The organism is Iningainema tapete BLCC-T55 (assembly GCF_014698965.1).
In the GTDB taxonomy this organism is placed as follows: Bacteria; Cyanobacteriota; Cyanobacteriia; order Cyanobacteriales; family Nostocaceae; genus Iningainema; species Iningainema tapete.
Genome location: NZ_JACXAE010000071.1, coordinates 1 through 23,928, shown reverse-complemented (window position 1 = coordinate 23,928; position 23,928 = coordinate 1). Strand labels below are relative to the sequence as shown.

Sequence of the window (23,928 nt, the reverse complement as noted above, 5' to 3'; positions counted from 1 at the left end):
GATTACAAATCTAAAAATGGGAAAAGTTGAAGCAATGTTTTGCGCAAGCGCAGCAGAAAAATATTTTCCCGAATTTTCGTATTCAATGTTGGAGTAGGACGTTTTTGTAGCTGCCCTTGCAGTTGTATATATTCAGCAGCAGTTAGAGGTTTACCGTCAACAGGTGATCGCGCTGCTGTGATAATTTCTGTGCGTAATATTTCTTCTGGCGTATCTTCAGGGGGTGGTAATGCCAGCACCGAACCTGAATTGCTAGCTATCTTAACAACTAAGATACCAGCAATTGTGCTGATTTTCAGCCGTGATAAATATTTCGCTTTTTTTTCTCCAACCATCTCCTCATTTTGAATTAGGCTTTCAAGAGCTACTTTAGCAAAAAACCCGATTTCTGGAAGAAACCGGGTTTTTTCACTCATATCATACCAACTAAAGAGAATATTGCTATCACCAAACTGGTTTTAACCGATTATGGTGTAGTAGTAGCAGTAGGTGTAGGACTGGCAGTATCAGTAGTAGTTGAGGGGGCAGTGGTAGTGGTAGTAGAAGGGGGGGTAGCAGCGCCAGTATCAGTAGGTTCAGCGGCTGGGGAAGTAGTAGTAGTGGTAGTTCCTCCACCTCCAGCACCGCTATCGCCACCACCTTCACAAGCTCCGAGAACTGTTGCCAGACCTAACATTAAAACAAGACCAACGATTGTTCTTTTCATAACTCCTCTTTCACCAATTGCGGCAGGTACAATTTTAGCCTGTTGAATACGATACCTTATTTGTTGCTTTTTTTTAATGATTTTAGCTGAGGCATTTTGTAAAAACTTGCTTGGTTTGTCAAGCGTTGTGTTTTACACTTATGCCACACCCATACAATAAGGATGTTGCTCACTTACCCAAAGGGTATCACAGAAATATATATCTTGACCGTTACAGATCCAAGTTACCATAATGTGAATGCAATATTTCATCAGCTATAACTAGCAACAAAGCAAAAATACAACGCATTTAAGCCTAGTTTTTTCAGTGACTGGGTTTCCAGCTACAAGTAAATGTTAGTGCAACTACCTGTCAGAACTATTTAAATGGGAGTTGGGGTGTTATGTGTAGTTATTGCCCACGAGAGTATTCTCATCACAGCTTAAACAGACAACTAATTTGAAGTATAGTATTTTATCGCCAAAAATTTATGACTATTGTTCGTAAATCGGATGTTTCGACACCGGGGAGTTCATTCCGGACAGGAGTACAAAGACGTAGAGATCGCCGAGCGATCGCTCAAACATCGATCCCGCTCAGAAATAAGTCGGCTTCCTCCAGTTTAGATGTCATCCAACAACACCAGAAAGAAGCTTTGTCAGCCAAAAGACAACGGCGTTCCTCCACAAGACAGTTGACAAATAATTCAGTTGTGAATAAATCAACTGCGCCAACTCAACAACCAGCATCCCAGATCCCCTTGATGCCGTCTACTGGAACAACACCTTTATGGTTAATGCGTTTGTTTACCATACATCGTCATTCTTCAATTATCACTTTTGTGTTGGTAGCAGTCACGCTTCTAGTTTATGGTTGGACGGTATACTCACAACAACTTTGGAGTCAGTCTTTTCGTCGGATGCAAACCTTGCAACGGGATGAGCGAAAACTGATGACAAATAACGAAGTGCTGAAAAATAAAATGGCACAAGACGCTGAACGACCAGAAGCAGGACTAGTATCGCCATCCCCCCAAAGCATGATCTTTGCAAATCCTTCCGCAATCAGTCCTAACCCAGTACCATCCACCCCAATGCCAAACTCTGAAGTACCACAACAAACAGTTAACCCAGTGGCATATTAAATGAAGCCCATGCAGAAGTCATCAACTAGAACAAAATGGAAAAATTTTACTCAGTCACAATTGATCAAACGGCCAAAAAAAGGAACCAGACAGAGAACACAGATTCTCAATAATCATACTCAGGAGCAACCAAAGCCCACAAGACTGCGATTATTCATAGTCTGGATTATTTTAATTGCTTTTAGTGTGGGGATCGGCTTTAACTTATATCAGTTACAAATAGTACGTGGACCAAAGCTAACGTCCAAGGCGCGTAGTCAGCAAATGGTAAATTTGCGACCTTTTATGCCTCGACGCTCAGTGGTGGATCGCAATCGGGATATGTTGGCGATTGACCGTCCTGTGTATACTGTATATGCACATCCCAGGCTATTTGTCAAGACTAATAAACAAACAGCAGAATTACTCGCCCCAATCCTTCAACAAGACCAAAGTGAGCTAGAGAAAAAGTTTAACAGCAAAAGAAGCGGTATTACACTTGCTTCAAAAGCGCCAGAAGAAGTTGCCGATAGCCTAGCCTCATTACACCTCAATGGCTTAGAGTTAATTCAAAAATACTCAAGATTTTACCCACAACAAGACTCAGTTGCAGAAGTGGTAGGTTATGTTAACATCGACCGTCGCGGTCAAGCAGGAGTAGAATATAGCCAGGAAAAATTACTAGAACGTTCTGTACAAACAGTGCGGCTGAGTCGGGCAGGGAACGGAGCGCTGATGCCAGATCACGCTCCAGAAGGTTTTTTACATTTTGATGACCTCAAGTTACAATTAACCATCGATAGTCGCTTACAACGAGCTGCTCGATCTGCTCTCAAACAGCAGATGGAAAAATTTAAGGCAACACGTGGGGCAGTAATTGTGATGGACGCTTGGGATGGTTCCCTACTTGCTCTGGTTTCTCAGCCCACTTATAACTCAAATGAATACTCCAAAGCTGATATTTCTCTGTTCAAAAACTGGACAGTGGCAGATCTTTATGAACCAGGTTCAACTTTCAAGCCTTTAAATGTGGCGATCGCTTTGGAAAATGGTGTCATTAAACCCGAAGACGTATTCAACGATTCAGGAAGCATCTCTGTCGCTGATAGAGTAATCAACAATGCCGAAAACAAACGTTATGGGCGAATAAACATTGCTCAGATTCTACAGCATTCCAGCAATATCGGCATGGTACAAATCATTCAAAGAATGAAGCCAAGTGTCTACTATGGTTGGTTGGAACGATTAGGGTTAGGGCAAAGCGCTGATACAGATTTACCCTTTTCAGTGATTAGTCAACTAAAAAGTCAAGAAGAATTTGTTGCTTCGCCAATTGAACCTGCAACTACCTCTTTTGGGCAAGGCTTTTCCCTCACACCTTTACAACTAGTACAAATGCATGGAGCTTTAGCTAATGGCGGCAAATTAGTCACACCTCATGTAGTTAAAGGGCTAGTTGATAGCAAAGGTCAGGTTCATTATGTACCACCAAAACCACTACCACGGCAAATTTTTTCACCCTTGACGACTTTGACGGTGATTGAGATGATGCAAACAGTGGTTGATGAAGGAACTGGGAAAGCATCACAAATTTCTGGATATCGCATTGCGGGCAAAACTGGTACGGCGCAAAAAGCTGGTTCGGGAGGCTACATCAGTGGTGCTAAGATTACTAGTTTCGTAGGTATATTACCAGTGGAATCACCTCGCTATGTGGTGTTGGCGTTGGTAGATGAGCCAAAAGGAAAAAATGCCTACGGTTCTACTGTTGCTGCACCAGTTGTTAAGTCAGTGATGGAAGCACTGATCTCAATTGAACAAATTCCACCGAGTCCAGCAAATAACATGTCAGTGATCAAACAGTAGTGATGATTACAGAAATTATGGCGATCGTTCATCTTCTTTAGGCTGAATCTTTCCTGAAGTACTTAATTTTTCTTTACAACTCAGGAAAGATGTACACAAAGTTGCTTCAGGAGAATATTAAGTGAATAGGTAGAACAAAGTTCACGCCGCTCACCAGCACTCAAATATTCCATGATCAGCAATCAAGTTATGTTCCCAGTCACTGAAACTGAGGATAAAACTGCGCCCGAAGAAGAAATAAAAACTATAAGATACGACAAAGCTGAACAGCAATTGATCGAATTGCTAACAATAGAAAATTTAGATAAAAAGTTGGTAGCACAACCAGAACTAAAAGATGATTTTGAGCGCACACTATTTGTCGCAATTGATGAAGCATACAACAAGAAAGATGGTGAAGACGCAGCTCATCTTTTTCTCCAGCGCATACTTTATCGCATTAATCGACTAAATTTGTTTTGGTATGATGATTTGCGTAATTATACCAATGAACGCTCTTTTTACTTATATAAAGTACGTGACCAGATTGAAACAGCTTGGCAAGAGTGGGAACTTAAACAAATTGATGTAACAGCATTGCAAAAAGTGGACGTTCAACAAGCACTAGTTGAACGTGCAAATGCTGATCTAGATCCGCCTCTAACAGCGGAAAGTCGCTATATTCGAGAGCAAATGAGTGAGGCAGGCTACTGTCACTTATTGGCTATTGGCTCATTTGATGGTTTAGTAGAAGGCAGTCGTCTTTCACGCATTCTTGGTGGTGCTGCTAATGAGGTACAATGTACTCTCATACGAGTATTGCTAGAAGAATACGGCAATGGTAGGTTCTCTCGCAAACATTCAACGTTTTTTGCGCAAATGTTGAGTGAATTTGGCATGAACACTCAACCAGAAGCATATTTCAATTTAGTTCCTTGGCAGGTATTAGCTTGTGCTAATCACAATTTTTTGATGACTGAGTGCAAACGTTACTTCCTGCGTTACAGTGGTGGACTGACTTATTTTGAGGTAGCAGGTCCATCTGCTTACAAAAATTATCTTACCGCAGCGCAACGACTGGGACTATCGCATGCGGCTATGGGTTATTGGGAATTACATATTAGGGAAGATGAACGTCACGGGCGTTGGATGTTAGAAGATGTGGCTTTGCCTTTATCTCAAATGTATCCCGAACATTCGTGGGAGTTAGTACTTGGTTATGACCAAGAGAAGTTGATGGGCGATCGCGCTGCTGCAGCGGTAGTGCAATCAATTCGAGTTGTTGAGCAAGCTAGCTATTGATTTTTCTCCAATACAGCAATTTTATTCCGGACAGAAACCCGGTTTCTTAAAGGAACCGGGTTTCTCAAACCCAAATTGGCTTTTCTACCTAAACACAGCGTTACCAATATACAAGCATAGGAACCTTGGTCAAATGAAAGATATTTTTTTGTGTCCAGAGGAATCTAATTTCTACTCTAATTGTTTGGAAAACCTTGTTTTGCGCAATTGTCAAAATAAAGCCTCTGTTGTGGAATTTGGTTCAGGAGATGGTAGTCCAGTAATCAATTCATTATTAAGAACCAGATTTGATGGTCAAATACATGGCTTTGAATTAAATGCTTCGGCGTGGAAAGTTGCTAACTCAACAATTGATGAGTACAACCTGAATCATAAATACGTAATCTATAATTCCTGCCTGTTTGAGTCTTCTCAACTAGAAGCCGATTATCTGATCGCTAACCCTCCATATCTCCCTGCACCAGATAACGATATATATATGCCTCTGTTATTTGGTGGGAGCGATGGAGCTAAAGTTACTAATGAGCTTTTGTCATTGGGGTATGAAAGCGTGTTACTTTTAGTATCTAGTTACTCTAATCCTCTGAGTACAATTAACCATGCTAAAGCCAACGGTTACGACGTTAGTAGTTTTGTAGTATTGCCTTTAAAGTTTGGCTACTACAGCTCGGAGCCAAAAGTTAAGAAGCACATAGAAGAATTACGTAAGCATAAAATCGCGTTTTACTCTGGCGATTATTACTTTTTAGCTGGTGTTTTATTTCAAAAACACCAAGAATCTACTGTAGATTTATCTCAAGAGTTGTCTCAAGTAATGGCTAGTTTGTAAAATGTATAATATCCCCGACAACTTCTGTACAGTCGGGGATCTAAGCGATCGCGTCTCAAATCTTTACTCCAATTAATAAGTTTTAACTTTAATAGCATCACTTTTAAGCTATAAAGTTATATAGCTTCAGGAGTATTTATGACCCATTCATTTAATGTTCTATGGTTAAGTGCTAGCCCTAGTTTGAAGTATTTTGACCAATCATTACTTCGATACCTATCTGAGCATTTAAGTATAGCCCGGTGGGAATATCTTCAAACCAAAGACGAAGCAAGTTCTACAGATAAAGCTGTTGCGCTGCTACATGACTGTTTAAAATCATCTGCTGATCCAGTACATTTAATTGGTCATGGTATTAGCGGTGTAGTTGGCTTAATATTTGCTCGTCGATACCCAAAAATAGTACAGTCATTAACCATGCTTGCCGTAGCAGCTCGACCTGCGATGACTTGGCATACTCATTATTACGTTCAAAGACAACTTTTGCCTATAAGTCGTGAGCAAGTATTGGTAAACACAGTTCGCAGTTTGTTTGGTCATAAACCTCCTTACCCCATGAAAAAATTAGTTACTGCCTTAGCAAGAGATTTAGAGGAATCACCTTCCCTACATTCTTTATTTAAGTTAGCAGATTTACCTATGGGTAGAGTCGAAGTTCCACTGATGGTATGTGGTAGTAAAACTGACCCAGTAGTGAATCCACCTATATTATCTGAATGGCAGAGTTTTTTAAAACCGGAGGATATTATTTGGCAATGTCCTTCAGGACTTCACTTTTTCCATCACTTCTACCCTGAAGTGGTAGGCAAGCAAATATTACATTTTTGGCAACGCCATCCCCAATCAGTCTCCCATTCTGTACAGTTCTCTGTTTAATTAAGTTATTTTACTTATAGTAAGTGTTCGACAAAAATCCCTGAGCATAAATACGAGGAAAGTAATTTTGTATCAAAAATTACTTTCCTTGCTATCTCACCTTCTGCATTGCTTGAGAAAAAATATTTAATTTGATACTTGCTAATACAGTCAGTATATGTATAAGAGCTTCGGAGAATGCACATCCGGAGAAAAAATGAGAATGTTATTAAATTTTCTTTAAAGTGTAAATCGGCTACTGGAAATTATTGCTATCATTTGCCAGAATCACAAGAAAGCTGTTGTATAGATTTATAAGGGAAAGTATGGTTCTGGTAACTCCAAGTCACTCTCGTAGACAAAATCCCACAACAAGAGTGAAAATTAATCGCACTCGCCCTCTATCTAATATGTATTTAAATAAGCTTAGAGGTTTAATTAGCTCTCGTTGGGAAAGAACGTGGAGTGTAGTCAAAGATCGTACTGGTAATTAATGGCATACGGAGGTTTGCCTATGCAAAAAGCTATTATTTTTATCAGTAAATTTAATTGCTTTGTAACGGTTTATTAAGAATTTATAATAAGGTCATAACGCTCATTCCGCCTCAAAGCTTTTGCATTCGCTACCACAGTCTGTCTATGATGATGCAGGCTACTATGGACATGAGAGAAGCTTGAGGCGTGAGTGTATGACTGCTGTAAAATCTCCCTATACCAGCGAACAAGTTTCCGCTTGGTTACGTGGGCTGCTAACAATTGCTTGGGCTGATGGTGATTTCGATGCCCAAGAACAAGAGTTAATCACCTCCATCACCCAAAATGAACTAGCACCAGGGGTGAACTTAGAATCTTTAGAGACGATTGAACCAGAAGAACTAGGCGCAATACTAGGCAAAGGAACTTTAGCAGCGTCCAATTTTTTACGTACAGCGGTAATGGTGGCGATCGCTGATGGTACATATTCTTTAAGCGAAGACTACCACCTACATCAATTTTGTAAAGCACTAGATCAGCCAGAAAATTTACTGGAAGCGCTACGTTACACATTAGAAAATCCAGCTGTAGAAACGCCTTCCCAGGAAGTCTCCTCCTCTGCTGTGGCTCCGCTGACAAAACAGCAAATAGATCGACTGCGCCCCCTGCGTGACTGGCTAGACAAACTAGAAGTTCAAGACCCCAGATTAGCCAGATTTCTTTGCAAAATGATACCTTCTCATTGTCCTTTTGAGCGGGACGTAACTCTATTTAAACGTAAAATTGTACATATTCCACCATTATGTAAACTCAACCCACTTTATGAGCAACTTGTGTTCCTGCGTTTTCGCGCCTTATCTTACCTAGCAGATGAATGCGGGGAAGATGTTACTCCATATATTTAGTCATTGGTTAATAGTTAGTAGTTCATAGTAACTACTAACTATTAGCTATTAACTATTAGCTATTAACGAAATTATGCAATTTATCGATCAAGTAGAAATAGAAGTAGAAGCAGGTAAAGGTGGCGATGGAATTGTCGCCTTCCGACGAGAGAAGTACGTCCCGGCTGGTGGTCCCTCTGGTGGTAATGGAGGGCGAGGTGGTTCAGTAATTTTAGTTGCCGTGGAAAATCTGCAAACCTTGCTGGATTTTAAATACAAGCATATTTTTTCTGCAGACAACGGTGGTCGTGGCGGACCGAATAATCGTACAGGCGCAAATGGAAAAGATTTAATTATCGAAGTTCCCTGCGGTACTGTTGTTTACGATACAGAAACTGACGAAATAGTTGGAGATTTGGTAGAACCTGGGCAAACTTTACAGATTGCAGAAGGTGGTAAAGGCGGACTGGGAAACCAACATTTTTTAAGCAACCGTAATCGTGCGCCAGAATATGCCCTCCCAGGACTTCCTGGTGAACGGCGACTTTTGCGGCTAGAGTTGAAACTTTTGGCAGAAGTTGGAATTATCGGACTTCCCAACGCCGGCAAATCTACTTTAATTTCTGCCTTATCTTCGGCACGCCCGAAAATAGCTGACTATCCCTTCACCACCCTCATACCAAATTTAGGTGTAGTGCGCAAACCCAGTGGTGACGGCACAGTTTTCGCTGATATTCCCGGACTAATTGAAGGTGCTGCTCAAGGAGTAGGGTTGGGACACGATTTTTTGCGTCACATTGAGCGCACCCGCGTACTGCTACATTTAATTGATGCTACCAGTGATAATGTGATAGCAGATTATAACACAATTCAACAAGAATTACTTGCTTACGGACGAGGTTTAGCAGAGCGACCACAAATTTTGGCGTTGAACAAAATTGATGCTGTTGACAGGGAAACACAAGATTTAGAAGCGTTAGCCACCCAACTTAATCATCTCTCCTTAGCTCCTGTTTTTCTAATTTCAGCAGTAACAGGTGCTGGGTTAGAACCAATGTTACAGAAAATTTGGGAGGTGATAGATCAGAAAAATGCAAGTGAAATGGCACAGGAGAATTATGTATAATCCGTAGTTAACTTTTTTCGTGCCTTTGCCTAAGGTTAAATAACTCCTAAACTTTGATCAACCAGCGTTGCCGATACATAATAAAGGCGACAGCCAACCACAACAAGACAGTAGCGATCGCCAACAATAGCGAACCATTAAAAGTACCCGCCCAAGATGCGAACAAGTTATTGTAAATCCAATCGTAGGTACTTAATGCGTTTTCTCCACTGCCAACTTTTGTTTTCACCAAAATTTTAATCAATAGCACAGAAGCAACAAAAATGGCGATCGCATTTAACCCCATAACTTCAAAAGGTTTACCCCAACGTTGTCGCCGTACTTCAATCAGTTCATAACAAGCTGCCAGTAATAATAATGCCCACCCAGTAGTAAAAACAACATAAGAACTAGTCCACAACTTTTTATTGAGCGGAAACTCCCAACCCCATAACCAACCGATAATTAAGCAACCAATCCCAAATAATACCAAACCAACACTTGTACGTGATTTCACTGGATTATCGCGTAGCCATTGTCCAGCAAAATAACCAGCCAAGACACTGACAACAGCGGGAATGGTGCTAAAAAGTCCTTCCGGATCTCCCAAATTTTTGAAACCATCTCCTTTATATAGATGTGCTGAAGGAATGATTAATCTATCTACATAAGCACCAAAATTACCATCTCGTGTCAGCACTCCCGCTCCATAACCAGGTACAGGTACATACATCATCATCAACCAATAACCGATTAGTAATACCCCGAACAGAATCCATTGTCCTTTACGCGGTAAGTTAAGAACTGCAACGGAAGCAAGCAGGTAGGTAAGACTGATGCGCTGCAATACGCCCATGAAGCGAATGGTACTCAAATCATATTGCCAAAAACCGTTGAGTAGTAATCCTAAACCAAAGAGAATTGCCGCACGTCGAAAAATACGCCAGTAGACAGATGCAGGGGGTTTGCGATCGCCTATGTACTTAGAAAAAGAGAAAGTCATTGCCACACCAACAATAAAGAGAAAAAAGGGAAATATCAAATCAGTTGGTGTACAACCGTGCCAATCAGCATGAAGTAGCGGAGGATAAGCATTATCGCCAGCTAGACTCGCCATATTGACGAGAATCATACCCGCGATAGTGATGCCGCGAAAAACATCCAGTGAAGTTAGACGCATGAGCTAAAATTTATTGTAAATACAATCTTATTACTTCACTATGTATAGTCAATCAAGGCAAATTTTTGAATTAATATACAAGGTAAAATTTTATTAAGTAACTATTTAAAATAATTCAATGGCAATCAAAGTTGGAGATCAAGCTCCTGATTTCACCTTACCTTCGCAAAACGGTTCACCAGTTAGCTTGAAAGATTTTCAAGGCAAAGCAGTCGTCCTTTATTTTTATCCCAAAGACGACACTCCTGGATGTACCGCAGAATCTTGTGCCTTTCGCGATCAGTATGAAGTATTCAAATCAGCAGGTGCAGAAGTTATTGGTGTCAGTGGCGATTCGCCTGAATCTCATCAGCGATTCGCCACCAAGTATCAGCTACCGTTTACCCTTTTAAGTGACAAAGGCGACGCTGTGCGGAAGCAATACGGTGCATCCGCAGCCTTTGGTTTGTTTCCTGGGCGCGTTACTTATGTTATAGATCAACAGGGGGTTGTGCAGTACGTTTTTAACTCCATGTTTAATTTTAAAGGTCACGTTGAGGAAGCACTGAAAACTTTGCAACAATTTGCAGTGAACTAAGGGGGCAATGGGCATGCCCCATGCCCCTTGCTCGATTCCCTATTCTTTCTTACACCTTGTTTTGGTAAGACTTTTCTGGCATGTGAATATTACTGTAAGCTGTCTTGCCATTCTTGCCGTTACCGTTGGTATGCCCATTGCCATTGCGGGGTTGAATTACACCATAACCTCCGTGATTGCGCTCGTAAATGACATTAATCTCGCCTGTTTCTGAATTACGGAACATATAAAAATCGTGTCCCACCAATTGCAACTGTTCTAAAGCTTCTGCAGTAGTCATGGGTGGCATGGCAAAATATTTAGTCCGGACTACTTCTTCGGGTAATATGGGAGTGCGATCGCCAATTAAATCTTTGACTACAGTTTCTGGCACTGCTTCTTCAATGGTAGATTGGGCTTGAGTTTTCTTATCTTGTCGTCGTTCTTTGTATTTTCGTAGTTGACGTGCGATTTTATCTGCTACCAAGTCTATACTGGCATATAAATTCTCGCTGCTCTCCTCGGCTCTAATGACATTACCATTGGCATATATAGTCACTTCCGCAGCTTGCTTGGGATTAATTCGGGGATTGCGAGCTACGCTAAGATGGACATCCACTTCGTTTGTGATGTTCTGAAAATGATTTACTGCCTTGTCAATTTTTTGATGCACATATTCCCGGATGGCATCGGTGATTTCAATATTTTTGCCGTGGATGACAAGCTTCATGTAAACTCTCCCGCTGGTAGTTTAATGTGAATTTGGTTGGGATGAACAGGAATTGCGGTAAGGTCTATCACTGCTGCCAATAGAAATTGTGAACTAATTTTTACACACTGCTGCTGTGCCTACTCCTGCCTTGTTTTTCTCACGCCTGCCATATCTCCAATTGGTTGAAAGGCAATTGAACATTGCTGCAAACATCGTTCAATCCCAAGTTAACATTGTGGATTGCGATCGCCACAAAGAAAATACAAGTTCTAAGAGGGGATTTTATCTGGTATTTGATTTAAACAACTGATTAGGCGTCATCTTGAGCGTGCATTAGTTCCTATTTTCTTGGCGTGATGGTTATTGCAGAGAATTCCTCCCAACACCATTAAAGTTATATATTCAAACTAGCATCTTGTATTTTGTAAAACCAATTCCCTTGACTTTCCTTTAAAATCCTTTGCATAGCTTGACAATTGCCGCTTAGTTTGTAATTTGTCATACTGATTCTTCTATTTTTCGTTGATTTTTATCTAAAAATATGCTATGGAAAAACACATATACAAATGTTTACTATATAACAAAGAAGTGATACCCTACCGAGAAGCACTCGCATGGCAGCGATCGCTACTTAGTGAACGCATCAACAACTCAGTATTGGATGACGTGTTAATCTTGTTAGAGCATCCACCCGTCTACACTCTAGGACAAGGAGCGAATCCTGATTTTCTCAAATTTGACATTGATAACACTACGTATGAAGTGTGTAGAGTTGAACGCGGTGGCGAAGTAACATACCATTGTCCAGGTCAATTAGTAGGGTATCCAATTTTAAATCTGCAACGTTATCGTAAAGACCTCCACTGGTACTTAAGACAACTAGAAGAAGTAATAATTCGCACATTGACTGTTTACAATTTACAGGGAGAACGCATACCAGGTTTTACAGGTGTTTGGCTAGAAGGGCGTAAAGTAGCCGCTATTGGTATTAAAGTTAGCCGTTGGATTACCATGCACGGTTTTTCATTGAATGTTTGTCCAGATTTGACAGGGTTTGAGCGCATTGTACCCTGTGGTATTTCGGATAAGCCAGTGGGCAGTTTGCGAGAGTGGCTTCCGGGTATCACATGTGATGAGGTACGCTCTCACATAGCACAATCCTTTGCTTCTGTGTTTAACGTGAAATTCGACTGAGGAAAGTACGCAAACGCTCACTTTTAGGATTTGTGAGAACTTCATGAGCGGACCCTTGTTCTGCTACAATTCCTTTATCCATAAATATCACTTGGTTTGCGACTTCACGGGCAAATTGCATTTCGTGGGTGACAACTACCATTGTCATCCCCTCGGCAGCTAGTTGCTGCATTACTTGTAGAACTTCGCCAACAAGTTCTGGATCTAGGGCGCTGGTGGGTTCGTCGAATAACATGATCTGGGGGTTCATGCATAAGCTACGAGCGATGGCTACTCGTTGTTTTTGCCCACCGGAAAGTTGTTCGGGGTAGGCTGATGCTTTGTCAAATAGTCCTACTTTTTCAAGATAAAATCCTGCTAGTTGTGTACTTTCTTTGGGGGTTTTGTTTAGTACTTTACGGGGCGCAAGGGTGAGGTTTTCTAGTACGCTCAAATGGGGGAATAGGTTGAATTGTTGGAATACCATGCCTACTTGTGTGCGTAGTTGCCGTAGTTGATGGTTGTTTAAGTTGGGTTTTGATAAGTCTATTCCGTTGACTGTTAAGTTTCCACTATCTATGGTTTCTAGGCGGTTGAAGCAGCGTAGTAGGGTGCTTTTGCCACATCCTGAGGAACCAATTACTGCGACTACTTCTTGTTTGTTGATTTCTCCGCTGATTCCTTTGAGGACTTTTAGGGTACCGAAGTTTTTTTCGATGTTTTTGAAGGTGATTATGGGGGTTTTCATGTATGGTGTTTTAAATTTTATTTTAATGAACCGCGAAGACGCGAAGGGCGCGAAGGAAGAGAAAAAGAGTATGGGTTGGTGGCGTTGGTGTTTGGTTTTTGGGTTGTGTTGTTTGTTGGTGCTGGGTGGTTGTGGTTTGAATGGGGATGTTGGTGGTGGGAGGAGGTTGGTGGTGGCGACGGAGCCGACTTTTCCGCCTTTTGAGTTTCAGTCTGGGGATGGGAAGTTGCAGGGTTTTGATATTGATTTGATGAATGCGATCGCAAATGCTGCTGGTTTTGAGGTTAGGTATCAAAATATGCCCTTTGCGGGGATGATTCCGGCTTTGCAGGCAAGAAGTATTGATGCGGCTGTTTCGGCGATGACTATTACTGAGGAACGGGCTAAGACGATTTCTTTTTCTCGTCCTTATTTTAAGTCGGGGTTGGGGATTGTTGTTGGTGAGAATCAGGATGTTAGTAGTTTTGAGGGTTTGAGGGGTAAGCGGATTGCTGTACAAATTGGTACGACGGGCGCGAATAAGGTTAAAGAGTTGGCGGGTGCTGTAATTCGCACTTTTGATGATGCACCTACGGCTTTGCAAGAGTTACTTAATGGTAATGTTGATGCTGTGGTTCATGACCAAGCGGTTCTGCTCTATGGTATTAAGACGGGTAATCTTGGGGGACTTAAGTTGGTTGGTCAGTTGTTGACCCAGGAGTATTATGGTATTCCTATGCCCAAGAATTCGCCTAATCTGGCTTTGATTAATTCTGGTTTGACTAAGGTGTTAGGTAACGGTAGTTATGCCCAAATTTATAAGAAGTGGTTTAATAGTGAACCGCCTGCTTTACCTGAGAAATTACCTTTTCAGCAGGAAGGTAGTCAACCAGGGGTGTCTAAGATTTTTTCTGCAATTACGGTTATTTTACGATCTCTTCCTTTTTTACTGCAAGGAGCGTTAGTGACGTTACAGATTACGGCGCTGTCTGTGGTTTTGGGTTTGGTTGGGGGTTCTTTGTTGGGTATTGTCAGACTTTCTCGGGTTACTCCTGTGCGATGGGCTGCTAGGGGTTATGTGGATTTTTTCCGGGGAACGCCTTTATTGGTGCAAATTTTTATGATTTACTTTGGTATACCTGCGATCGCTCAAGAATTGGGTTTTACTTTCACTTTTAATCGTCTGGCGGCGGCGGTGATTGCTTTAAGTTTGAATAGTGCTGCGTACATTGGGGAAATTGTGCGTGGCGGTATTCAATCTATTGAAGTGGGGCAAGCTGAAGCTGCACAATCTCTTGGTTTAAGTTCTACACAAACTATGCGCTATGTAATTTTTCCTCAAGCTTTCCGCCGAATGCTTCCTCCTTTGAGTAATGAGTTTATTAGTATGCTCAAAGATACGAGTTTGGTGGCTGTGATTGGTTTTGAAGAATTGTTTCGCAAAGGACAGTTGATTGTGGCGGAAAACTATCGCGCTTTTGAAATTTACGCGGCTGTGGCTTTGGTTTACTTATTTTTGACGCTGCTTTCTTCTCAAGCGTTTAGTCGCTTGGAAGTATGGTTGAATCCAGTCAGGCGATCGCGTAAAGTGTAGTGGTTGTTCTGTAGGAGGAGAGCGTAGACGCGGAGCGGCTTGTCGTCAGACATCGCCCCCAATCGCTTTGAACATTGCATTACAATAGTGACATGTTGGCAAAAGTTGGTTTATATGCAGAGCTATTCCCTTACAGACGTGGGCGAACGTTACAAAGAAGTTTTTGAAAGTGCGACAAAAGAGCCTGTTCTCTTGACAAAGGAATCACAACCTAGTTATGTTATTATGTCGGCTAATAACTATCAGCAATTAATGCGAGCTTACGCCGAATTACAAGACCATGTTTTTGGTAAGCTTGCTCAAGCAGCACTTTCAAATTCACAAATGGTTGGTACGGAAGCCTTTACGCTAGAACTACAACGTCTAGCTAATTTTGACAGCGACGAACAGTAGAATTTTAATGATTATTTTTTATAAAGACTACGATATTCCCAAGGCTTGACAAACTTAGCATCACTCCAGACTCCCCGTCGGTTTTCTTTTGCTTCGGCTTCGGCTTGTTGAATTACGTCTTTACTAGGACACTTGTTTAAGTAGGGACGGTAGACAAGTGCTAATCCTTCACTTACCAATACTTGTTGAATTAAAGTTTTATCTGGTAGACGGATTTCTGCTACTTTTCTTCCGTATCTATCGCTGTCGGTGATAGTTAAGGTGACGCGAGAGCCTCCTTGTTTGACTAGTTGCTCCACTCTTTCTTGGGCTTTTGCACCCCAGTTAAATTGATTGCGATCGCTTGCACGTTTACTTTGTTTTTCTTTATTAGTATGGGGAACTTCTGGTGCATCTACACAAGCAAAGCGTACAGTAATATTATCGCCATTGGGTTCTTTCACAGTCATTGTATCACCATCACTAACTCGCTGCACCACGTCCCCAGAGGGAGGAAAAAGTCTATCACACCCCATTAAACATAAGATAATGATTACTGCACACAGCCAAAGTAGCGATCGTTTAATTAGTTTTTCCATCCCCTGCCACCAAATAATCCTTATGCGATGATATTAACAAACGGCAAAGTTATTCTGCCTTACTAGTGTGATAGTATACTTAATATTTACACTTAACTATATTAGCTTGAGGATAGCCTAATGATGGGAACTGAGTTATTGGTTGCTTGGGGAATAGCAAACCTTTCTGGATTTCTGTTTAAGAAAGTACTTCAACTGATGTTAACTTCAGTAGAAGACTACGTTAAAGATTTTTTTAAAGGGTATATTCAAAAGTTTGTTAATCTACCTTTCGAGCTAGCTAAACAAGAACCATTACAAAAAGCTTGCGTTCAAGGTATAGTAGAATTTTTGAACTTGGTTCAATTAGAACTAGAGGATTTAGAAATTGAACCACCTCAAATAGAAGAATATACAGAAGACTTAAACAAATTTATTCAAGATATATCTATCAGAGAAACTCTTGGTAAACCTTTTGAAGCTGCATTAGGTTTGATAGCAGAAGATGATAGCCAATTGTTGAATCAGTTACTTGCACACAGGTGGAATAACTTAAATTTAAAGACTTTACCTGACAATTTTAACTGGGAAAGGCTTGCTAAACGTTATCGAAAAAAAGTTCAAACAATTGTCAACGAGTCAAAGGAGTTGCGAGAACTCTTAAATGCAGAGAACTTAAATAAGATCCGACAAGAACTTGAACAACTTACTCCTGTTTCTCCTGATTTTGACTTGAGTCGTTATCAGGAGGGTTTGAAAACAGCTTATAGCATCTTAAGGTTAGACACCTTAGATACTAGTGGTTGGGAAAACCACTTGCGACTCTGGGAAATATTTGTGCCTCAAGATGTTGGTATATATCCTGGTGATAGTAATCAAGCGCAGCCAATCTGTTCTGTTTTAGACATTCTCAACGACGAGCAAAAATACAAATATACAGTTATTATTGGTAATCCTGGCTCTGGCAAATCTACTTTGATGCAAAGCAAAGCACTATCTTGGGCAAGAACACCAATTAGAGATATTTTATCACTAGAGTTACCTTTATTAATTGAATTACGCAATTTTCTAGATAATCGTCAATTTTGCCACAATTTTCTAGAGTATTACCATAAAGGAAGTGGTATAAATGGTGGTAATCTGGGACAAAAAGAATTGCATGATTGGTTGAAGAATAATAAATCTATTGTCATGTTTGATGGTTTGGATGAAGTGCTTGATTTGGGTGAACGTGAGAATGTAGTCACAGATATTATTAACTTCACTCACACCTATCCTAAAGTACGAGTCTTGGTTACATCTCGTGTGATTGGTTATGAGCAGCAATATCAAAAACTGCGTCATGCTAATTTTAGTCATTTCATGCTACAAGATTTGAACCAAGAACAAATTCGTAATTTTGTCACCCAATGGCATAAATTAGCATTTCAGGATAAAAATGTTGGAGAATATAGACGTCATCGCTTGCAAAATTCTATTGATAATTCCCGTGCTTTTCGAGAGTTGGCATACAATCCTCTACTACTAACCATGATGGCAGTTCTAAATAGACATGAGGAATTACCGAGAGATCGTTCTACTTTGTATGAAAATGCTTCTAAAGTTCTATTACAACGTTGGGATGGTGATAAAAATTTACCAGAAGATAGACGTTTAAACGCGGAAGTTAATAACTACATTGACTATAAAGCTAAACAGGAGATGTTACGTCAGATTGCTTATCGGATGCAATGCTCTACTATTACTCTAGCTGGTAATTTGGTTATTAGTGAGCAAGATTTAGAAGATACTCTGGCTAATTATCTACAAAGTATAGTTTCTGACAAAGCTAAGCTGGTAGCTAGAGTGTTACGGGAGCAGCTAACAACTCGGAGTTTTATTTTATGTTTCCTGGGTGACAATTCTTATGGCTTTGTTCATCGTACTTTTCTAGAATACTTTTGTGCTTGGTATTTTGTCGAACAATATGAAAGAAAGCGTAATATAACTTTGGAATACTTGAAACAAGAGATCTTTTACCCACGGTGGAAGGATACTTCTTGGCATGAGGTTCTCAGTTTAATTGTGGGCAAAATTTATGTTACTTCAGCAGGAGAAATTATTAATTATCTCATGGAGCAAGAGTGTGAAACAGATGATTGTCTAAATTTATTTTTAGCAGCAAAATGCTTGTTAGATGTAAGAGACAGTTTTTTAATTAAAGAAACAGCAAATAAATTGCTGAATAAATTAAAACTTTTAGTAGAGGAGCAAGGTAGCGTTAGTAATACGTTACGTATAGAGGTAATTAAAGTTATTAAAAAAACTTGGTATAATGATACAGAAACGTTACGATGGCTAGAAAAGGTGAGTGAAGCTTGAACATCTTTCCAATCCCTAATTTTTGTTCCCCATGAGCGCTCATCAATAGTAAATCAAGTAAATTTATCAAACAGGGAGTTTAACATCTATGATGGATTGGCTAGGTTCGGGAGTAGTAAATGCAGTCGGTTTTGTCTTTAGGACTCTCCTAATGGAACTAACGCGGGAAGATTTACAATCTTTCATTCACAGTTTCTTAACAAAGTATCGTTACAATCAAATTGTGCCACAGAAACAAGAGTTACTCAAGTTGACTCTTGGTCAAGCTTTGAAAGAATTTTTGACCTTGGTGCAGTTAGAATTAGAAGATTCTAATTTATCTGCAAAGGAAATAGAGCAATATACTAACTCGTTAAGAAAGTTTATTCATAATAAAACTGTATTGGAAGAACTGGGAAAGCCATTTGAAGATGAGCGGCAATTGCCTAGTGCGAATATATTAGAGCAGACTTGGCAAGAATGGAATTTACAGCCGCTACCAAATGATTTTAACTGGGGACAAATTACCAAGCTATATCGCCGCAAGGTAAGCACTATTCTAAGAGAATATGAGGAATTACCTGCTTTACTTAATCAGCACAATCAAGTCACAAGTTCAACATTGAATGAGTCAATCAGTATAGGTGGTGGTAGCTTTGATATAGAAGCACAATATGATGCAATAGGAATTATATCAAACCTTGATTTACTAAATTACCGGGATGCGATCGCCAAAACTTACGGTTATCTCCGACTCGATTCTTTTGATACCACAGGCTACAGCTACAACTTGAAGTTATGGAATATGTTTGTAGCTCAAAATGTACGTGAAGTAATTGAGGTATCACAATTTCGTGAGCTACCAAAAGAGTATTTAGAACGATTGAAAAAAACTGAACAAGTAGAAGATACAGATATTCCACAGGAAGTTTTAGAACGCTACAAACAAGTTTATCATCAACAATCAACCCACTCTGTCCTGGATGTTACTCAAAGCGTTAATTACCAATACATAATGATTTTAGGCGATCCTGGTTCGGGAAAGTCTAGTTTACTCCATTATTTAGCGCTAAAATGGGCAGAAACACTAGTTCCAGATTTGCCTTCACAGCCAATTCCGTTATTGATTGAATTACGCACTTATGCTCGAAGTCGAAACAATCAAGAAAGTGAAAACTTCATAGAATTATTTCAGCAAGGAAGTGGCTTTATCTGTCCTTTAAATCCGCAGCAAATACATCAATTACTCAGACAAAGCAAGGCTTTTGTTATGTTTGATGGATTAGATGAAGTATTTGAACCAAGTAAACGAGAAGAAGCAATTACAGATATTATTAATTTCACCAAAACCTATCCTCATGTACGGGTGTTAGTAACATCTCGCGTAATTGGCTATAAGCCGCAACGCTTGCAAGATGCTAAATTTCGCCATTTCATGTTACAAGATTTAGAGTTAGAACAAATTTATACTTTTATCGATAAATGGCATGATTTAGCTTTTGGTAATAGTCCCGAAAAGGGAAGAAAACGCGATCGCTTGTGTACAGCGATTAATACTTATTCGCCAATTAGGCAACTTGCCGGAAATCCCTTGCTGCTCACAATGATGGCAATTCTTAATCGTAATCAAGAACTACCAAGAGATCGTGCTGAACTTTACAATCAAGCGTCACGAGTTTTGTTACAGCAATGGGATGTAGAAAAAGCATTAGTGAATGACACTATCACAATTGATTATAAAGATAAGCAAGCGATGTTGCGTAAAGTTGCTTATTACATGCAGACAAATGAAAAAGGCTTGACAGGTAACTTGATTTATGCAGCAGATTTAGAAGATATTCTTACTCGCTATTTAACAACTATCGAAATAAATCATCCTAATTATATAGCAAAGTTATTGATTAATCAACTTCGAGAACGTAACTTTATTTTATGCTTCCTTGGTGCAGATTATTATGCTTTTGTGCATAGAACATTTTTGGAATACTTCTGTGCTTGGGAGTTTGTAAGGCAATTTGAAAAAGAACGAGTAATTTCACTAAATTATCTCAAAACAGAGGTTTTTGGCAGGCACTGGCATGATGAGTCTTGGCATGAAGTTCTACGCCTAATCGCCGGAATGATTGATGCCAAATTTACAGGTGAGATTATTGATTATCTCATGGCACAAGAGGGCGAAGCAAAAAAATTTAGTAACCTATTTTTAGCAGCTAAATGTCTTTCAGAGGTGAGGAATAGAACGATAATATCGTCAATCGATAGCAACTTATTTGACTGCCTAAAAGCCTTAACTCAGTACAAACATGACTCTTACGCTTCAAATGCAGAAGAATTCAATTTAATTAGTAAAATTTGTGTTAAAGCCGTTTTAGCGATCGCAACTACTTGGCAAGGGAATCCAAAAACCCTACCTTTTCTCAAAATTGTGGCTGATTCCACCCACTATTGGGCTGTGAAACAGGCGGTGGTAAATGAACTAGTCAAAGAACTCGTTGCAAATGAATCTGATCCTCTACCCATTCTCAAGATGCACGCTCAATTTAATAATGATTCGGATTTGCGAATAGGAGCAATACAAGAACTAGCCAGTAGATGGAAGGAAGACCCGGATACATTAGCTATCATTAAAGATCGTGTTCAAATAGATAATGATTTGAATGTACGACGGATAGCAGTACACGCACTAGCCGAAGGATGGAAAGAAGATATTGATACATTATCCATTCTCAAATCCCGCGCTCAATTTGATAATGCTTGGCAAGTGCGACGAGCAGCTGTACTAGAGTTAAGTAGGCGCTGGAAAGATGAACCGGGGATATTTGAATTTTTGTGCGCTCGCGCTGTCTGCGATCCCTGTAAGACTCAGCAATATTGGTTGAACCCCCGAAAAGTGGCACTTGAGGCAATTATTAAACAATATCCTGAGCATCCCCAGACTTTACAGCTTTTACATGACAGAGCAGAAAATGATCCAGATGAAAAGCTACGGGAGTTTGCTCAACAGAAATTGAACGAGCGGAGAGTGACAATGTAAGCTAAGAATATGCCTAAGAAAATTAGAGAATTGAAAAGCTTGTTGCAGCAAGCAGGGTTTACTTACCGTCCTGGCAAGGGTAGTCACACTAATTGGTTTCACCCTTTACTATCTGGGAAAGTACTTTGTCAGGCAAAGACGGATCGGATGCTAAACCTTACCAAGAGAAAGATGTTAGTGATGCACTTAAGAAGATAGAAAAAATTAGAAAGGTTCAGGAGGAAGAACAAGAATGAATCGATATACTATAACTATTCAGTGGTCTGATGAAGATAAGTGTTTTGTTGTTAGCCTTCCTGAATGGGGAGAGTTTTGCCATACTCACGGAGATTCTTACGAAGAAGCTCTAAAAAATGCTCAGGAAGTATTAGAAATGCTGATAGAGTCATCATTGGAAGATGGTCAACCTTTGCCAAAACCTATGACTTTCGGTCACTCATTGCAAGTAGCATGAAGCTTTGCGCAGTTCCGGAGGCAGGATCTCCAATTCTCATTACAAGAGGCAGAGCCTCTCACGCTAGCATTACCAGGCTCCTGCCTGGTAACGAGGAGCACGAGGAGGAACTGCTTACTTGTGGATAACTAATTGTTCTGGTTCTGACTGCTCAACTTCTGGTAGTGAAGGGGGAAATTCTAAAGCTTGGTAAGTTTCTGCTTGATTATCGGTAGTATTTTTATCTTTTTGATCGCGACGGAACCAGTAAACACCGCCTACTATCAAACTGCCTAAAATGGCAGATAAACCTAGTGTTTTGGCAAGATTTGCCGAATTGGAGGAATCAGGTGGTGAGTTATCTAATCTTGGGAAAGAGTTTCGTGTGCCGCTAAAAGGACAAGCATCGGCGGAACCGATGAAATATGTCAATGTGCCACCTGTAATGGCAGCAGCAGACACAATGGCAACCAGAAATTGATTGGGTTTCATAGTTGTAATGATTGTAAATAAAAATTTACAAGATTCTGGGCAAGTGTTGAGAAATATTACTAGTTCTCAACTTTAACTCAGTATAGTCTTGGTAGTCAAGCTTAGCAACTAAATATTTGGATACTGAATCATCAGAAAAATTAACGTCTAAGATAATAAATGTAAACTTCTCACACGTTCAAGTAATGAACTTTTTCACTTACCTGATGCATCTAGCTGGTTCTGGTGTCTCAGCATACTACTATGCTACTCAGATCCGTGACATCAAAACTCGCCCCAATATCCTCGCGGGGTTTCAGCTAGCGGAATCAGGTTCCGTACCTTTTCTGACAGCACTGAGCGATCGCGCTGCCACAGAAGGTGACACTTGGCTGGCGCAAAAACTAGCAAAACACGCTTCAGACGAAACAAAGCATGGTCAAATTTTTGCCCACGCCTTAAAACAACTTAACAAAGAAGTCATAGATTTTAAAAATCAACCACAAAACACAAAAGAGAACAAATCTCAACAACGTCGTAGTCCCTTCTTTGCTACGTTTTTTGAAGGTTACTCCCAAGAACAGTTAAAACCTGCTGTAATTGACTGGAATGTATTTATGGGTAGCACCTACATTCTGGAGTTAGATGCCAGCAGAGATTTTGAGCAAATGGCACATGTACTACCAGAGAACGATCCAGCAAGTCGCAACCTTAAGTTGGGGATGTTGAGTATCGCCAAAGATGAAACCGGTCATGCTGCCTATCTTTATGAAGCAATGACACGGCGGATGTCTGCGGTAGATGTGCAAAAACTTGTGGATGAATGGCGCACTCGCAAAGTGAACGCTTTGTTAGCATTTGCCGGTGGGATGTTGCAACGTCAGGATAATACTCCAAAGCTGGTACAGGATAGTACGCCAACAAAAAGCCAACCTGAGTTAGTGGTAGCTTAAGCTAAAGCAGGGGGAGATCGGGAAGTAAGGAATTGTCATGTTTAGACACGCGATATATGTCTCTATATGTTCTTCCTTATCTTCCCCCACTTTGTGGTAATCGTAGATGATTTAGCGATCGCCAATCGGATTAATGTCTCCAACGAATTGCAGTAAGTCCACCATTGTGAATCTTCCTGGGTGTTGGGCGGGCAATACTGGTTTCCAATCAGGGCAACGTGCCAAGAAAGAGCTACTATCAGTTTCCAAAAGACCAACAAACACTTCAGCAAGAATACGACTTCCCACTTGACCTAAACGCAATCCTTCTCCCTGAATTTGTGCTTCTTTGAGGATGTAGTACCATAGGGGTGATTCAATGTGGAAGTTATGTTTAGCAGCAACTTCTCCATCCGGTCCTGTAGCTATTTCCGACTCACTCAACGGGTTGAATTGCATTAAGTTAGCTACACTTTGACCAGATGGTAAGCCTAGACTGCGACCGCGAAGCAAGTTTCTCACAGCTAGTGACTTAGGTTCTGGAACATTTGGCAAATCCTTCAGAGGATCAACCAAGAATGGATCTAGCTTGCGGCTGGGATTAACTAGCACACCAGGGTCAATTTCAAAAAATCTTCTCCAGTCACAATACCTTTGCCAAAAAAAGAGGATGAAGAGAGAGGGCAGATGTAGTAGAGTTATGGTCTCTCACAACGACAACTC

The 23,928-nt window shown here is 40.4% G+C and carries 23 protein-coding genes and 1 pseudogene; 16 read left to right on the top strand and 8 right to left on the bottom strand.

All coding sequences use genetic code 11. The features are described 5' to 3' along the window. Positions 1-2: 2 nt before the first annotated feature. A complete protein-coding gene (locus tag ICL16_RS20695) occupies positions 3-335 on the bottom strand; it encodes a hypothetical protein (RefSeq protein WP_190831606.1) in 333 nt (110 codons plus the stop codon). Between the two features lie 131 nt (positions 336-466). Beyond that, complete coding sequence (locus ICL16_RS20690) at positions 467-706, bottom strand: hypothetical protein (protein ID WP_190831440.1); 240 nt, start codon at positions 704-706, stop codon at positions 467-469. 470 nt (positions 707-1,176) lie between these two features. Between ICL16_RS20690 and ICL16_RS20685 the strand changes: the two genes are divergently transcribed. The 7 genes from ICL16_RS20685 to obgE all read left to right on the top strand — a co-directional run bounded on the left by ICL16_RS20685 (position 1,177) and on the right by obgE (position 9,124). Further along, complete coding sequence (locus ICL16_RS20685) at positions 1,177-1,830, top strand: hypothetical protein (protein ID WP_190831437.1); 654 nt, start codon at positions 1,177-1,179, stop codon at positions 1,828-1,830. Positions 1,831-1,839: 9 nt separating this feature from the next. Continuing rightward, positions 1,840-3,675, top strand: a complete 1,836-nt coding sequence (locus tag ICL16_RS20680) for a peptidoglycan D,D-transpeptidase FtsI family protein (protein ID WP_190831434.1) — start codon at positions 1,840-1,842, stop codon at positions 3,673-3,675. 171 nt (positions 3,676-3,846) lie between these two features. Further along, the gene (locus ICL16_RS20675) at positions 3,847-4,956 is read left to right on the top strand and encodes an iron-containing redox enzyme family protein (RefSeq protein WP_190831431.1); all 1,110 of its coding nucleotides are present in this window, start codon (positions 3,847-3,849) and stop codon (positions 4,954-4,956) included. Between the two features lie 133 nt (positions 4,957-5,089). Next, complete coding sequence (locus ICL16_RS20670; protein ID WP_190831428.1) at positions 5,090-5,785, top strand: class I SAM-dependent methyltransferase; 696 nt, start codon at positions 5,090-5,092, stop codon at positions 5,783-5,785. Positions 5,786-5,923: 138 nt separating this feature from the next. After that, positions 5,924-6,661 carry an alpha/beta fold hydrolase gene (locus ICL16_RS20665; protein ID WP_190831426.1) on the top strand — a complete coding sequence of 246 codons (738 nt, stop codon included), beginning with the start codon at positions 5,924-5,926 and terminating at the stop codon, positions 6,659-6,661. Between the two features lie 668 nt (positions 6,662-7,329). Beyond that, positions 7,330-8,019 (top strand): Mo-dependent nitrogenase C-terminal domain-containing protein, encoded by a 690-nt coding sequence (locus ICL16_RS20660; RefSeq protein ID WP_190831424.1) that lies wholly within the window; start codon positions 7,330-7,332, stop codon positions 8,017-8,019. 73 nt (positions 8,020-8,092) lie between these two features. Further along, positions 8,093-9,124, top strand: coding sequence for a GTPase ObgE (gene obgE / locus ICL16_RS20655; protein WP_190831422.1), 1,032 nt, complete (start codon positions 8,093-8,095; stop codon positions 9,122-9,124). A 46-nt stretch (positions 9,125-9,170) separates the two neighbouring features. Here the strand turns inward: obgE and ICL16_RS20650 are convergent, their stop codons facing one another. Continuing rightward, positions 9,171-10,283 (bottom strand): acyltransferase family protein, encoded by a 1,113-nt coding sequence (locus ICL16_RS20650; RefSeq protein ID WP_190831420.1) that lies wholly within the window; start codon positions 10,281-10,283, stop codon positions 9,171-9,173. A gap of 118 nt (positions 10,284-10,401) precedes the next feature. Here ICL16_RS20650 and ICL16_RS20645 point away from each other — a divergent pair, with 118 nt between their 5' ends. Further along, entirely contained in the window at positions 10,402-10,860 is a 459-nt protein-coding gene (locus tag ICL16_RS20645; RefSeq protein WP_190831418.1) for a peroxiredoxin, read from the top strand. A gap of 49 nt (positions 10,861-10,909) precedes the next feature. Here the strand turns inward: ICL16_RS20645 and hpf are convergent, their stop codons facing one another. Next, positions 10,910-11,569 (bottom strand): ribosome hibernation-promoting factor, HPF/YfiA family, encoded by a 660-nt coding sequence (gene hpf, locus ICL16_RS20640; RefSeq protein ID WP_190831415.1) that lies wholly within the window; start codon positions 11,567-11,569, stop codon positions 10,910-10,912. A gap of 528 nt (positions 11,570-12,097) precedes the next feature. Here hpf and lipB point away from each other — a divergent pair. After that, positions 12,098-12,745, top strand: coding sequence for a lipoyl(octanoyl) transferase LipB (gene lipB / locus ICL16_RS20635; protein WP_190831405.1), 648 nt, complete (start codon positions 12,098-12,100; stop codon positions 12,743-12,745). Here lipB and ICL16_RS20630 read toward each other — a convergent pair. Beyond that, positions 12,726-13,472, bottom strand: coding sequence for an amino acid ABC transporter ATP-binding protein (locus tag ICL16_RS20630; RefSeq protein WP_202895643.1), 747 nt, complete (start codon positions 13,470-13,472; stop codon positions 12,726-12,728). The genes lipB and ICL16_RS20630 overlap by 20 nt on opposite strands. A gap of 25 nt (positions 13,473-13,497) precedes the next feature. Between ICL16_RS20630 and ICL16_RS20625 the strand changes: the two genes are divergently transcribed. Beyond that, a complete protein-coding gene (locus ICL16_RS20625; RefSeq protein WP_202895642.1) occupies positions 13,498-15,045 on the top strand; it encodes an ABC transporter permease subunit in 1,548 nt (515 codons plus the stop codon). A 114-nt stretch (positions 15,046-15,159) separates the two neighbouring features. After that, on the top strand, positions 15,160-15,438 hold the full coding sequence (locus ICL16_RS20620) for a type II toxin-antitoxin system Phd/YefM family antitoxin (protein WP_190831403.1): 279 nt from the start codon (positions 15,160-15,162) through the stop codon (positions 15,436-15,438). 11 nt (positions 15,439-15,449) lie between these two features. On the opposite strand, the gene ICL16_RS20615 is transcribed toward ICL16_RS20620, so the two are convergent. Next, positions 15,450-16,016: a thermonuclease family protein gene (locus tag ICL16_RS20615; RefSeq protein WP_190831401.1), complete on the bottom strand. Its 567-nt coding sequence runs from the start codon at positions 16,014-16,016 to the stop codon at positions 15,450-15,452. Between the two features lie 120 nt (positions 16,017-16,136). Between ICL16_RS20615 and ICL16_RS20610 the strand changes: the two genes are divergently transcribed. From ICL16_RS20610 to ICL16_RS20595, 4 genes and pseudogenes are all read left to right on the top strand, one after another. Continuing rightward, entirely contained in the window at positions 16,137-18,356 is a 2,220-nt protein-coding gene (locus tag ICL16_RS20610; protein ID WP_190831391.1) for an NACHT domain-containing protein, read from the top strand. Positions 18,357-18,444: 88 nt separating this feature from the next. After that, positions 18,445-21,369 (top strand): NACHT domain-containing protein, encoded by a 2,925-nt coding sequence (locus tag ICL16_RS20605; RefSeq protein WP_238360879.1) that lies wholly within the window; start codon positions 18,445-18,447, stop codon positions 21,367-21,369. A gap of 9 nt (positions 21,370-21,378) precedes the next feature. Next, positions 21,379-21,605 (top strand): annotated as a pseudogene (locus ICL16_RS20600) (type II toxin-antitoxin system HicA family toxin). After that, positions 21,602-21,823 (top strand): type II toxin-antitoxin system HicB family antitoxin, encoded by a 222-nt coding sequence (locus tag ICL16_RS20595; protein ID WP_190831389.1) that lies wholly within the window; start codon positions 21,602-21,604, stop codon positions 21,821-21,823. Before ICL16_RS20600 ends, ICL16_RS20595 begins: the two are co-directional and overlap by 4 nt. Before the next feature lie 114 nt (positions 21,824-21,937). Here the strand turns inward: ICL16_RS20595 and ICL16_RS20590 are convergent, their stop codons facing one another. After that, positions 21,938-22,294, bottom strand: a complete 357-nt coding sequence (locus ICL16_RS20590; RefSeq protein ID WP_190831387.1) for a hypothetical protein — start codon at positions 22,292-22,294, stop codon at positions 21,938-21,940. Between the two features lie 185 nt (positions 22,295-22,479). On the opposite strand from ICL16_RS20590, the gene ICL16_RS20585 reads away from it, so the two are divergent. Beyond that, the gene (locus tag ICL16_RS20585) at positions 22,480-23,226 is read left to right on the top strand and encodes a ferritin-like domain-containing protein (protein WP_190831385.1); all 747 of its coding nucleotides are present in this window, start codon (positions 22,480-22,482) and stop codon (positions 23,224-23,226) included. A 111-nt stretch (positions 23,227-23,337) separates the two neighbouring features. Here ICL16_RS20585 and ICL16_RS20580 read toward each other — a convergent pair whose 3' ends face one another. Beyond that, a complete protein-coding gene (locus ICL16_RS20580) occupies positions 23,338-23,817 on the bottom strand; it encodes a peroxidase family protein (RefSeq protein WP_202895641.1) in 480 nt (159 codons plus the stop codon). Positions 23,818-23,928: the final 111 nt, after the last annotated feature.